The 11,756-nt window shown below is 69.2% G+C and carries 17 protein-coding genes; 14 read left to right on the forward strand and 3 right to left on the reverse strand.

Annotated elements, in window-relative coordinates:
* Positions 1 to 22: 22 nt before the first annotated feature.
* The 5 genes from ACFT32_RS28385 to ACFT32_RS28405 all read left to right on the forward strand — a co-directional run bounded on the left by ACFT32_RS28385 (position 23) and on the right by ACFT32_RS28405 (position 2,176).
* Positions 23 to 103, forward strand: coding sequence for a putative leader peptide (locus ACFT32_RS28385; RefSeq protein ID WP_350310325.1), 81 nt, complete (start codon positions 23 to 25; stop codon positions 101 to 103).
* Between the two features lie 134 nt (positions 104 to 237).
* A complete protein-coding gene (locus tag ACFT32_RS28390) occupies positions 238 to 1,083 on the forward strand; it encodes a sulfurtransferase (RefSeq protein ID WP_382494844.1) in 846 nt (281 codons plus the stop codon).
* A 41-nt stretch (positions 1,084 to 1,124) separates the two neighbouring features.
* The gene (locus ACFT32_RS28395) at positions 1,125 to 1,412 is read left to right on the forward strand and encodes a DUF1416 domain-containing protein (protein ID WP_003991226.1); all 288 of its coding nucleotides are present in this window, start codon (positions 1,125 to 1,127) and stop codon (positions 1,410 to 1,412) included.
* An 86-nt stretch (positions 1,413 to 1,498) separates the two neighbouring features.
* On the forward strand, positions 1,499 to 1,759 hold the full coding sequence (locus ACFT32_RS28400) for a DUF3099 domain-containing protein (RefSeq protein WP_382494847.1): 261 nt from the start codon (positions 1,499 to 1,501) through the stop codon (positions 1,757 to 1,759).
* Positions 1,760 to 1,780: 21 nt separating this feature from the next.
* Complete coding sequence (locus ACFT32_RS28405) at positions 1,781 to 2,176, forward strand: VOC family protein (RefSeq protein ID WP_382494850.1); 396 nt, start codon at positions 1,781 to 1,783, stop codon at positions 2,174 to 2,176.
* A 1-nt stretch (position 2,177) separates the two neighbouring features.
* Here ACFT32_RS28405 and ACFT32_RS28410 read toward each other — a convergent pair whose 3' ends face one another.
* Positions 2,178 to 2,540, reverse strand: coding sequence for a DsrE family protein (locus ACFT32_RS28410; RefSeq protein ID WP_382494852.1), 363 nt, complete (start codon positions 2,538 to 2,540; stop codon positions 2,178 to 2,180).
* A gap of 216 nt (positions 2,541 to 2,756) precedes the next feature.
* Here ACFT32_RS28410 and ACFT32_RS28415 point away from each other — a divergent pair, with 216 nt between their 5' ends.
* The 3 genes from ACFT32_RS28415 to ACFT32_RS28425 are packed head-to-tail and all read left to right on the forward strand — an operon-like array spanning position 2,757 to position 4,761.
* Entirely contained in the window at positions 2,757 to 3,332 is a 576-nt protein-coding gene (locus ACFT32_RS28415) for an FABP family protein (protein WP_382494855.1), read from the forward strand.
* 15 nt (positions 3,333 to 3,347) lie between these two features.
* On the forward strand, positions 3,348 to 3,785 hold the full coding sequence (locus tag ACFT32_RS28420) for a Fur family transcriptional regulator (RefSeq protein WP_215120573.1): 438 nt from the start codon (positions 3,348 to 3,350) through the stop codon (positions 3,783 to 3,785).
* Between the two features lie 10 nt (positions 3,786 to 3,795).
* The gene (locus ACFT32_RS28425; RefSeq protein ID WP_382494858.1) at positions 3,796 to 4,761 is read left to right on the forward strand and encodes a YgfZ/GcvT domain-containing protein; all 966 of its coding nucleotides are present in this window, start codon (positions 3,796 to 3,798) and stop codon (positions 4,759 to 4,761) included.
* A 34-nt stretch (positions 4,762 to 4,795) separates the two neighbouring features.
* Here ACFT32_RS28425 and dtd read toward each other — a convergent pair whose 3' ends face one another.
* Positions 4,796 to 5,221 (reverse strand): D-aminoacyl-tRNA deacylase, encoded by a 426-nt coding sequence (gene dtd / locus ACFT32_RS28430; protein ID WP_030242984.1) that lies wholly within the window; start codon positions 5,219 to 5,221, stop codon positions 4,796 to 4,798.
* A 212-nt stretch (positions 5,222 to 5,433) separates the two neighbouring features.
* Here dtd and ACFT32_RS28435 point away from each other — a divergent pair, with 212 nt between their 5' ends.
* The 3 genes from ACFT32_RS28435 (at position 5,434) to ACFT32_RS28445 (ending at position 8,540) form a co-directional block, all read left to right on the forward strand.
* Positions 5,434 to 6,066, forward strand: a complete 633-nt coding sequence (locus ACFT32_RS28435; protein ID WP_382494861.1) for an aerial mycelium formation protein — start codon at positions 5,434 to 5,436, stop codon at positions 6,064 to 6,066.
* Positions 6,067 to 6,143: 77 nt separating this feature from the next.
* Positions 6,144 to 7,397, forward strand: coding sequence for a GNAT family N-acetyltransferase (locus ACFT32_RS28440; RefSeq protein ID WP_382494864.1), 1,254 nt, complete (start codon positions 6,144 to 6,146; stop codon positions 7,395 to 7,397).
* Positions 7,398 to 7,628: 231 nt separating this feature from the next.
* Positions 7,629 to 8,540, forward strand: a complete 912-nt coding sequence (locus ACFT32_RS28445) for a FadR/GntR family transcriptional regulator (protein WP_382494867.1) — start codon at positions 7,629 to 7,631, stop codon at positions 8,538 to 8,540.
* On the opposite strand, the gene ACFT32_RS28450 is transcribed toward ACFT32_RS28445, so the two are convergent.
* Entirely contained in the window at positions 8,535 to 8,723 is a 189-nt protein-coding gene (locus ACFT32_RS28450) for a hypothetical protein (protein ID WP_189729472.1), read from the reverse strand. The two genes, ACFT32_RS28445 and ACFT32_RS28450, sit on opposite strands and share 6 nt — an antisense overlap.
* 152 nt (positions 8,724 to 8,875) lie before the next feature.
* Between ACFT32_RS28450 and ACFT32_RS28455 the strand changes: the two genes are divergently transcribed.
* The 3 genes from ACFT32_RS28455 (at position 8,876) to ACFT32_RS28465 (ending at position 11,600) form a co-directional block, all read left to right on the forward strand.
* Positions 8,876 to 9,772 carry a winged helix-turn-helix domain-containing protein gene (locus tag ACFT32_RS28455; protein ID WP_382494870.1) on the forward strand — a complete coding sequence of 299 codons (897 nt, stop codon included), beginning with the start codon at positions 8,876 to 8,878 and terminating at the stop codon, positions 9,770 to 9,772.
* A gap of 29 nt (positions 9,773 to 9,801) precedes the next feature.
* Positions 9,802 to 10,521, forward strand: a complete 720-nt coding sequence (locus ACFT32_RS28460; RefSeq protein ID WP_382494873.1) for an HAD family hydrolase — start codon at positions 9,802 to 9,804, stop codon at positions 10,519 to 10,521.
* A 203-nt stretch (positions 10,522 to 10,724) separates the two neighbouring features.
* Positions 10,725 to 11,600, forward strand: coding sequence for a winged helix-turn-helix domain-containing protein (locus ACFT32_RS28465; protein ID WP_382494876.1), 876 nt, complete (start codon positions 10,725 to 10,727; stop codon positions 11,598 to 11,600).
* The last annotated feature ends 156 nt before the right edge of the window (positions 11,601 to 11,756 follow it).

The following is an 11,756-nucleotide window of genomic DNA, read 5'->3' on the forward strand; positions in this document are numbered from 1 at the left end:
TGCCGTCCCTACGATCGACGGCATGAAGCGACAGGCGGATCTCACGAAGCGGCGGGCAGTAGACCTGTGCCGCGTCGCCGCCATGCTCTGTCGCACCTTCTGAGCGACCGCGTCGGCCTGCTCCGACGCGCGCATCCCCGCCGCCCTGGATCAAGGGCACCCGTGCGCCGCCCTCGTCAGGGCGCGCGCCCGCATACCTCGCACGCCCCGCCGTAACTGCCCCGGAGGAGAAAGAGCATGAGTCGCAGCGACGTCCTGGTAGGCGCCGACTGGCTTCAGGAGCACCTGGACGACCCGACCATCGCGATCGTCGAGGTGGACGAGGACACGTCCGCGTACGACAAGAACCACATCAAGAACGCGATCCGCATCGACTGGACCAAGGACCTCCAGGACCCGGTGCGCCGTGACTTCGTCACGCAGGAGGGCTTCGAGAAGCTCCTGTCGGAGAAGGGCATCGGCAACGACCACACGGTGGTCCTGTACGGCGGCAACAACAACTGGTTCGCCTCGTACGCGTACTGGTACTTCAAGCTGTACGGCCACGACAACGTCAAGCTCCTCGACGGCGGCCGCAAGAAGTGGGAGCTCGACGCCCGTGAGCTCGTCGCCGGCGACGAGGTGCCCGAGCGTCCGAAGACGGACTACAAGGCCAAGGCCCAGAACACGTCCATCCGCGCCTTCCGCGACGACGTCGTGGCGGCCATCGGTTCGCAGAACCTGGTCGACGTGCGTTCGCCCGACGAGTTCTCGGGCAAGCTGCTCGCCCCGGCCCACCTGCCGCAGGAGCAGTCCCAGCGCCCCGGCCACGTGCCGAGTGCCCGGAACATCCCGTGGTCCAAGAACGCCAACGACGACGGCACCTTCAAGTCGGACGACGAGCTCAAGGAGCTCTACGCCGAGGAGAGCGTCGACCTGGCCAAGGACACCATCGCCTACTGCCGCATCGGTGAGCGCTCCGCGCTGACCTGGTTCGTGCTGCACGAGCTGCTCGGTGTGGAGAACGTCAAGAACTACGACGGCTCCTGGACCGAGTACGGCTCCCTGGTGGGCGTGCCGATCGAGCTCGGCGCCAACAAGTAAAGAACCGGACCGACCTTTCCAGACCTCTTCAGGAGTACGACATGTGTGGTGCGAAGGCCGGCGGCCCCGACGCCTCGACGATCAAGCCCGGTGAGACCACGATCCAGGGTCAGGTGACCAAGGACGGCGAGCCCGTGGTGGGCTACGTCCGTCTGCTGGACTCGACCGGCGAGTTCACGGCCGAGGTGCCGACCTCGGCGACCGGACAGTTCCGCTTCTACGCGGCCGAGGGCACCTGGACCGTTCGTGCCCTCGTGCCCGGCGCCACCGCCGACCGCACGGTCGTCGCCCAGCAGGGCGGACTGGCGGAGGTCGCGATCGCCGTCTGACGGCGACAGGTTCTCCAAGGGCCGCACCCCGCGGGTTGGACACCTGGGGTGCGGCCCTTCGGGCTGCCCGGATCTACGCTGGACATATGTACGCACGACGGCGGCGCACGTACTTCGCGATGATGGGCGGCTGCATCGCCCTCTTCGTCCTGGCCTGGGGCGTCGTACGCCTCTGGTCCATCCCGGTGGCCGTCGGCATGTGCGTCGTGGCCATGGTCATCCCGCCCGTCGCCGCGATGGTCGCGAACCGCCGGGGCCCCGACGACCGCTGGTGGGACGACCCGTCCGGGGATCCCCAGTCCGACGAGTGGTGGGACGAGCTGGACGGCAAGAAGCGCCGAGGCTGAACCGACCAGGGGGAGGGGTCCATGCGCCTGACGGCGGCGACACTGGACGCGCCGAACGCCCGTGAGCTGGCCGCCTTCTACCTACGGCTGCTGCCGGGCTGGCGGGTGTGGCGCGGGGAGGACTGGCAGGACTGGGTGCACATCCGGCCGCCGGACGGCGGCACGGGGCTGTCCTTCCAGACCGAGCCCGCTTATCGGCCGCCCGCCTGGCCGAGCGCACCGGACCGGCAGCAGATGATGATCCACCTCGACATCGAGGTCGACGACCTGGAGCGCGAGTCCGCGCGGGCCGTCGCCGAGGGTGCGCGGCTCGCCGAGTTCCAGCCGCAGGCCGGGGTCCGGGTGCTGCTGGACCCGGCGGGCCACCCGTTCTGCCTCCACACGGGGGCGACGGACACCGCGCAGGCGGCTCAGTAGCTCAGTAGACGAGCGCCTGTGTCTCGTCCGCCATGGCCTCCTGGACGAAGACCTGCGCGCCCGCGATGCGGACACCCTCGATGACGTCCTTCTCCGTGATCTCGCGCCGGGCCGCGCACTGCGTGCACAGCGTGACGCGGCCGGCCGCGAGGATCGAGTCGAGCAGGTCGGGCAGCGGGGCCGCGTGCGGGAGGTCGAAGTCGGCGGCGCGGCCGGGGAGGGCGAACCAGGCGGACTCACCGGTCAGCCACAGGGAGACCTCGACGCCACTGGCGACGGCGACCGCCGCCACCGTGAACGCCTGCGAGCACCGCTCGGGGGCGTCGGCCCCCGCCGTCACCTTGATCACCAGCTTCTTCGCCATAGCCGGAAGCCTAGTCCGGAATCGAAGTGCCGAAGGCGCCCGCGTAAGCTGGCCTCGGCCCTGTGCACCCATTCGCACCCCGCTCAAGGAGCACCCCGTGGAGCTTTTCTTCGAAATCCTGTTGGTCCTGGTCGCCGTGGGCGTCCTCGCCTTCGCCGGACTGACCGTGAAGAAGCTGTACCAGGGCCAGCGCTGACCCCCGTCTAGGAAGTTCCCATGATCGAGATCCCGTCCGACCTCCACAAGGACCTCGTCCCGCTCGTCTTCCTGCTCGGCAACTGGGCGGGTGCCGGTGTGCACGACTTCCCCGGCTCCGAGAAGTGCAACTTCGGGCAGGAGGTCACCTTCACCCACGACGGCCGGGACTTCCTGGAGTACCACTCCCACTCCTGGGTGCTCGACCAGGACGGCAACAAGGTCCGTCCCCTGGAGTCCGAGCACGGCTTCTGGCGCATCGACGCGAACCGCAAGGTCGAGGTGACGATGACCCGCGACGACGGCGTCATCGAGATCTGGTACGGCGAGCTGGCCGACCAGAAGCCCCAGATCGACCTGGTCACCGACGCCGTCGCCCGCACGGCCGCCTCCCAGCCCTACACCGGCGGCAAGCGGCTCTACGGCTACGTCAAGAGCGATCTGATGTGGGTCGGCGAGAAGCAGACCCCCGAGGTCGAGCTGCGCCCCTACATGTCCGCCCATCTGAAGAAGGTCGTCACCCCGGAAGAGGTCGAGCGCTGGGCCAAGGCCCTCCCCGACGACATGTCGGACGACGGCATCGCCTTCTTCAAGTAGTTCTAGACTCGAGGTGTGGTGAGCACCGACTGGAAGAGCGATCTGCGGCAGCGCGGCTACCGGCTGACCCCGCAGCGGCAACTCGTGCTCGAAGCCGTGGACACCCTGGAGCACGCGACCCCCGACGACATCCTCGTGGAAGTGCGGAAGACGGCGTCGGGGGTCAACGTCTCCACCGTCTACCGGACCCTGGAGCTCCTTGAGGAGCTCGGGCTGGTCAGCCACGCCCATCTGGGACACGGGGCGCCGACGTACCACCTCGCGGACCGGCACCACCACCTCCACCTGGTCTGCCGTGACTGCCAGAACGTCATCGAGGCGGACGTCTCCGTGGCCGCCGAGTTCACCGACAAGCTGCGGCAGACGTTCGGCTTCGACACCGACATGAAGCACTTCGCGATCTTCGGCCGGTGCCGGGACTGCACACTCAAGGCTTCAACTACCGAGTCGTAGGCTTACGTATATGAAGAGCCCCCTGCTGACCCTGCCCGGCGCCGTCCCCGCCGAGGGCGTGGACGAAGGCGTCGCCGCCCACTACGGCGACCTGTTCCGCGAGCAGCGCGCCCTCGCCGACGGCACCGGTTTCGTGGACCTCTCGCACCGCGGGGTCGTCGCCGTCACCGGCGAGGACCGGCTGGCCTGGCTGCACCTGCTGCTCACCCAGCACATGAGCGACCTCCCCGTGGGCCGGGCCACCGAAGCGCTGATCCTCTCCGCCAACGGCCACATCGAGCACGCCCTGTATCTCGTCGACGACGGCGAGACGGTCTGGGCCCATGTGGAGCCGGGCACCCAGGAGGCGCTGATCGCGTACCTGGAGTCGATGAAGTTCTTCTACCGGGTCGAGGTCGCCGACCGCACGGCCGACACCGCGGTGCTGCATCTGCCGGCCGGCTCCATCGCCGACGTGCCGCAGGGCGTCGCCGTACGCGAGACGCCGCACGGCCGGGACCTGTTCCTGCCGCGCGCCGACCTGGAGGCGTACGCCGGGCAGGCCGGGCCGCCGGCCGGGATCCTGGCCTACGAGGCGCTGCGCGTGGAGCAGCACCGGCCCCGGCTCGGTTTCGAGACGGACCACCGCACCATCCCGCACGAGCTGGGCTGGATCGGCTCGGCGGTGCACCTGCAGAAGGGCTGCTACCGGGGGCAGGAGACGGTCGCCCGGGTGCAGAACCTGGGCAAGCCGCCGCGCCGGCTGGTCTTTCTGCACCTGGACGGCAGCGAGGTCCATCTGCCGGTGGCCGGCACCGATGTCCGGCTCGCTGACGACGGCCCCGACGGCCGGAAGATCGGCTTCATCACGACCTCCGTACGCCACCACGAGCTCGGCCCGGTCGCCCTCGCGCTGGTGAAGCGGAACGTGGCCCTGGACGCCCGGCTGCTGGCCGGGGACACGGCAGCGGCCCAGGAAGTCGTCGTCGAGCCGTAAGTCTTGCGCCGTTAGGACTTGTAGATCTTTCGGGTCAGATTTCGATCTGCACGGTGAACGGGCCGTCGTTCGTCAGTGATACACGCATCGCCGCCCCGAAGCGGCCCGTCGCCACCGTCGCGCCCAGGGAACGCAGCTGGGCCACCACCTCGTCGACGAGCGGCTCGGCGACATCGCCGGGGGCGGCGGCGTTCCAGGTGGGGCGGCGGCCCTTGCGGGCGTCGCCGTAGAGGGTGAACTGGCTGATCACCAGCAGCGGGGCGTCGATGTCGCTGCACGACTTCTCGTCGTGCAGCATGCGGATCGACCACAGTTTGCGGGCCAGCTGGGCCGCCTTCTCCTTGGTGTCCTCGTGCGTGACACCGACCAGGACGCACAGCCCTTCGCCCTCGATCGCGCCCACGGTCTCGCCGTCCACGACGACGCTCGCGCCGTCCACCCTCTGCACCACTGCTCGCATACGTCCATCATGCAGGGCGGTGAACGTCACGCCGCGGGTGGTGTGCGGATGGCACGAACGGGTGGTTTGCGCCGGGCGCCAACGGGCCGCCCTCGGCCGTATTTTGCTGCTTAACCGCCCATCTGGGGTCTATCGGGGGCACTCGTTCCCATAGCGGCCACTTGGGGTGGCACGATGCATGCACACACCGGTCGAGGGGACGGTTGAGGCACATGAGCACATCAAGCACCGGGCAGCAGTCGGGGGCTGTCTGGTCGACGTACACGGGGATCGGGGCGACGGAGTACCACCGGCCGCCCACACAGCGCACGGACAGCCCGCGGCTGCCCTCGGACGCTCCCGAGCCCGATCAGACCGCGCTGAGCCTGCCCGAGCTGCGCACACTGCGCCGCGAGGCCCAGCGCGACGAGGCCGACCTCAGCTACCTGCGGCGGCTGCTGCAGGGGCGGATCGACATCCTGCGCGCGGAGTTGGCGCGGCGCACACCGGCGGACGTGGCCGCCGTGGAGGCGCCCGCGGAGGTGTCCGTCGTCGAGCGGCTGGCGGAGATCCTGCGGGATGCCCCGGCCCGGCACCGCTCCTCCGCCCGCCATGTGACGCTCTCCACCCCGCAGGGCGAGGAGTCCCGGCGGCTGGCGGCGGAGATGCTCGGCGAGGTCGAGCTGTCCGACCTGGGGGCGCGGACGGACCTCGAGCTGAACACGGCGATGGGACGGCTCGTGCGCTACGAGCAGCAGGTCTCCCGGCGGCGGCAGCGGCTCCAGCGCACGGCCGACGAGTGCAGTGGGGAGATCGCCCGCCGCTACCGCGAAGGGGAGGCACAGGTCGACGACCTGCTGGTCTGAGCGCTCCCGGTCAGGGGGAGGGCCGGGCGCCCGGAAATCCGCGCGACACCGACCGGCCCTCCGCCTAGCGTGAGTCCATGACCCGCGAAGCCGACATCGACATACGCCCCATCGCCGAAGCCGAACACGCCGAGTGGCTGCGTGCCGTGCACACCGGCTTTCTGCGGGGGCCCGTCGTCTCCGCGGAGGAGATCGAGGGCCGTCGCCGGAACTTCGTCCCGGGCCGCTTCCTCGGCGCCTTCGACGGCGGCCGGTGCGTGGCGACCTTCCGCTCCTTCGACCAGGAGCTCACGGCCGTGGGCGGGGCGACCGTCCCGGCCGACGCCGTCACGGGTGTCACCGTCACCGCCACCCACCGCCGCCGCGGGCTGCTCAGCCGGATGATGGCGCGGGACCTGGCGGCCGCGAAGGACCGCGGAGCCGTCGTCGCGACGCTGATCGCCGCCGAGTACCCGATCTACGGCCGGTACGGCTTCGGGCCGGCGGCCTGGATGGCCGAGTGGACGGTCGATGTGCCGCGGGCCGGCCTCGACGCCCGCTGGGCGGGCCCGGCGGACGGCGGCCGGATCGACCTGGTGGACGGCGACGAGGTCCGCAAGCTCGGCCCCGACCTGCACGAGCGGCTGCGCCGCACCCAGCCCGGCGCCATCGACCGCGACGAGTTCTGGTGGAAGGTGAACACCGGCGCCGTACGGTTCGACCCGGCTTGGAAGATGCCCTTCTTCGCCGTGTACCGCTCGGCGTCCGGCGAGGTCGATGGCATGGCCGCGTACGAGGTGGACGACAACTGGGGCGAGGCCAAGCAGCCGTTGAACACGGCGACCGTGAAGTGGCTGACCGGGGTGACACCGGCCGCGGAGCGCGCCCTGTGGCAGTACCTCTGCTCCATCGACTGGGTCGTGACGGTGAAGAGCGGCTGGCGGGCGCCCGACGATCTGCTCCCGCACTTCCTGCCGGATCCGCGGGCGGCCAGGGTCACGTCGCTGGCGGACTTCCTGTGGGTGCGGATCCTGGACGTCGTACGGGCGCTGGAGGCGCGGACGTACGAGGGGGAGGGGACGCTGGTGCTGGAGGTCGCCGGGGTGGACGGTCTGACCGGCGGGCGGTACCGGCTGGAGGCCTCCGCCGAGGGCGCGTCCTGTACGCCGACCACCGAGAGCGCGGAACTCAGCCTGGAACTGGGCGAGTTGGGGGCTCTGTGGCTCGGGGACGAGTCGGCGGTGCGGCTGGCGGCGCTGGGGCGGGTGCGGGAAGAACGAGCGGGCGCCGCCCGGAAGGCCGACGCCCTGCTGCGTACGTCCAGGCGGCCTTGGTGCCCGGACATGTTCTGAGCCGCTCCCCTCTGCCGGTGGACAGGGACCCGCATCCGTAGCGAGCTGTTCGGTTGTGGTTGTTGTGCGGTGGTGATCACCGACCGGGCTCCCGGCTCCCCTCCGGAAGGGAGGCCCGTCTGACCATGTTGCATAAGTTGGCGACCAACTTCTCTGTACTTATAGCCGCTTGGAAGCGTCTCATAACCACCCTGCGCTGAACTGCCGGAAGATGGCGGGAAGTTGTACTGTTTGGTTGTGGACCCGGAACACACCTCCGTCAATGGACGGAAGAGGTCGCAACGGCCACAGAGAACACATCAAGAGGTGGCCGACGAACTGCGCGCCCGGATCAGGTCAGGAGTGCTGCGGTCCGGTGAGCGCATGCCGACGCAGGCGCAGCTCGCCGACGAGTTCGGCGTCGAGCGCGGTGCCGTGCGCCAGGCGCTGCGCATCCTGCAGTCCGAGCAGCTGCTCACCAATGTGTCCAAGGGAAGCCCGGCGACCGTCGCCTCCGACCCCGCCAGGGCGCTGACCGGCCCGCAGGCCCCGCCGCTGCCCACGACGGTGGGCCTGGCGCCCCGGATCGCGACGGCGTTCGCGGCGGAGCACGTCGAGATCGACGCCGTGTGCCTGACCTCCATCTCCCTCACGCTGGCGATCGGCGAACCCCTGCGGCAGATCCACGCCGGACGGCTGAAACCGGCCAAGGTCGACGTCCGGGTCCTGCTGCCGAGCCGGGACATCGACCTCGCCTTCCCGGTGCCGGTCGAGGGGCGCGGTGACGACTGGGTGCACGAGCGGTGGCTGGCGATGCGCAATGCCCAGGGGCAGGTCCTCGAGCACAATCTGCTGGCCCTGCGTGCCACGCACGGCATCGATGTGCACGTCACGTTCCGGGCGCTGCCCTTCACCCCGCCGGTGAAGCTGTACCTGCTCAACGGCTCGGAGGCGCTGTTCGCGTACTACACGCTGACGCGCCGGGAGGCCGAGATCGACCACGAGCAGATGGAGATGTACGACGCGCAGGGCACCCGGTCGATGCTGTTCTCCTTCCGGCAGGGACCGGGCCTGCGCGACACGACCTTCGTCGAGCAGTCGCACCTCTGGTTCAACGCGCTGTGGGAGACGATCAGTTCGGAGCTGGTGCTCACGAGCTCATAGGGCGGTCCTCAGCACCAGCAGCGCCAGCACGACGGCTCCGGTGGAGCTGACCGCCGAGTTGTTGGACTTGAGCCCCACGGTGAGAAGGAGCAGGCCGACGATGCCGACCGGGCCGTACTTCCACTGGACGAACTGCTCGAAGGCGACGACTGCGATGGCGGCGAGAAGAGTGAGGGCGGGCATTGGTTTCCCCCTTCGGAAGTTCGGAAGCAAAACTTCCGCCAACTCGGAGGAGTTGGCAACCAACTCTGATTAAGTTGTCCCCACTTGGCCCCTAGGTATAAACAACTTTCAAACAACTCCCGCCAGATGGATCAAAGTTGTAGCGTTTGGTCGTGATCCAGGCGGACGTGGCGGAGGACGTGGCGGAGAACGTGGCAGTCAACGGCAGCAGAAGGCTCTCGCCCCAGGAGATCGCCGACCACCTGCGGGAACGCATCCGCACGGGCGAGCTCAAGCCCGGGGACCGCCTGCCCACCCAGGCCGAACTCGCGGAGGAGTTCGGCGTGGAACGCGGCGCCGTCCGCCAGGCCCTGCGGGCACTCCAGGAGGACGGTCTCCTCACCAACGTCAGCAAGGGCAGCCCTCCGCGGATCGCCGTGCCCGCTCCCGTCCGGGGCGAGCCCCAGACGACGATGGTCGGTCTGGCGCCCCGGCTGACGGAGGCGTTCTCGGCCCGCCGCGTTCGCGTGGACGTGGTCTGCCACACCGCGGAGACCCTGATGGTCGCCATCGGCGAACCGCTCCGCCTCATCCACGAGGGCCGGATCCACCCCGAGTCGATCGACGTCCGCATCCTCGTCCCCTCCCGGGACATCGAGCTGGCCTTCCCCGTCCCCGTGGAGGCCCACGACGACGACAACCCGGTCCACCAGCGCTGGCTGGCCATGCGCAACGCCCAGGGCCAGGTCCTCCAGCACAACTTCCTGGCCCTGCGCTCCACGCACGGCATCGACGTGCACGTCACGTTCCGCGCGCTGCCCTTCACCCCGCCGGTGAAGCTGTACCTCCTCAACCAGGAGGAGGCGCTGATCGGCTACTACATGCTGACCAGGCGCGAGGAGGAGTGGGGCAGCCGGACCCTGGACATGTACGACGTCCTCGGCTCCCAGTCCCTCCTCTTCTCCTTCGTGAAACGAGCGGGCCAGCGGGACGCGGCGTTCGTCCAGGAATCCCAGAAGTGGTTCGACGCCCTCTGGGAAACCATCACGACGGACCTGACACTCTCCTAGTGACTTCTGATACGACGCAGACTGGTGCGGTGAAAGTCCAGACCGAAAGCGATTCGCACGAGCTCCGGAATCTGATCAGACGCGCCCGCGTCGTGCTGTGGGACTTCGACGGGCCCATCTGCCGTCTGTTCGCCAACCACTCGGCGGAGCGGGTGGCGAGCGACCTGGTGTCCTGGCTGGAGGGCCGGGGGCTGCACGGGCTGCTGACGGAGAGCGAGCGAGAGTCCCTCGACCCGCATGTGGTGCTGCGCGCCGTGGACCGCCGGCACCCCGGCAGCGATCTCGTCGCCGATCTGGAGGCACGTCTCACCCAGGAGGAGCGGCTGGCCGCGTCTTCGGCGATGCCGACCGCGTACGCGGACCCGCTGATCCGTACGTGGACGGCGGTGGGGACTCGTCTGGCGATCGCCACCAACAACTCCCCGCTCGTGGTCGCCGAGTACCTCACGAGTCGCGGACTCGTCCCCTGCTTCCAGCCTCACATCTACGGCCGCACCCAGGAACTCCACCTTCTGAAGCCGGACCCGCACTGCCTCAACCGGGCGCTGAGCGCGATGGGCGCGGCTCCGTCCGACGCTCTGATGATCGGCGACACGCCCTCCGACCACGAGGCGGCGGCACGAGCCGGGGTGCCGTTCCTGGGCTTCGCGCGCAACGAACGCAAGGCCAAGCTCCTGAAGGCGGCCGGGGCCGACGCGGTCCTGACTTCCCTGGAACCGCTGCTGCTGGTGCTGCGGCGGCGGGCCTAGGCCGTCTGCCGGACGCAACTGGATCGTCACGGCTCGCCTCCCGTCCTGGCCTGTGGGTCAGGCAACTCGTCGGTCCACTTGCCTGGTTGCCTGCTTACATCAGGCATGCCCGGTCAACTTGATCCCTTAACCGGCAAGTTGGACGGACTGCTTGCCTGAACCAAACCTGTTTGCTTGTCGGCTGTCGGCGGTAGGTACGTCGTGTGACTGCCAGGCGGAGTGGTGACGGCAAGGCGTTCCGGCATGTGGCGGAAGAACTGCGGACGCGGATGGCGGACGGGACATATCCGCAGGGGGCTCTGCTGCCCTCGCAGCGCGAGCTCGCCAAGGAGTTCGGAGTCTCCAGGGACACCGTGCAGCGGGTCATCCAGGAACTGGGCAACGAGAGCTGGATCGAGAACCGGCAGGGGACCAGGGCCCGGGTCATCAAGAACCAGCGCATCCAGTCCGAGACGGCCAGGGCCACCAGGTCCCGACGGCCGATGACACTGGACCCGCTCATCAGCGAGGCGTTCGAGCAGCGCGAAGTCACCCTGGACGTCTATACGTTGACGTCGGAATCGTTGGACGTCCACATCCGCCGTCAGGACGAACGGATCCGCGCCGGCCTCATCGCGCCCGAGCGCATCGCCCTGCGCATGCTCCTGCCGTCCGAGTCGCTGGAGCTGCCCTACCCCCGGGCCGTGAACGACGAGGACGCCCCCCGCCTGCGGGACCGCTTCCGCACCATCACCAGGCGGAGCACGGAGTCCCTGCACCAGGTGCTGGAGGGGCTGCGGGCGGAGAAGCTGGTCCCGTCCGTCGACCTCGAGATCCGGCACGCCCCCCTCACACCGACCTTCAAGCTGTACGTGATCAACGAAGCCGAGGTGCTGCACGGCCTGTACCGGGTCGTCGAACGCGCCCTGGTCCTGGACAGCGGGGACCAGGTGCGGGCGCTCGACGTCCTGGGCCTGGGCGCCACGCTGACGCACCACGTGCAGGACGGCGACCCCGACTCTGCCGGGACCATCTTCGTGGACACCATGCGCAGGTGGTACGACTCCGTCTGGAACTTGTTGGCCGAGCGATCCGAGTGACGAAAAGCGCCGGGGAGGCGCGAGGGGCCATGGGGGTAGCCGGGTGTAGCATTCCCGCACCGCGCACCGATTGAGTCAAACGCCTGTCCTCGTTCGTATCCGAAGGAGGGCAACCGGCCACCATAGAACGAGTTCACGCCGTCTCATGCAGACGGG

Source organism: Streptomyces sp. NPDC057002, assembly GCF_042673825.1.
Taxonomy (GTDB): Bacteria; Actinomycetota; Actinomycetes; order Streptomycetales; family Streptomycetaceae; genus Streptomyces.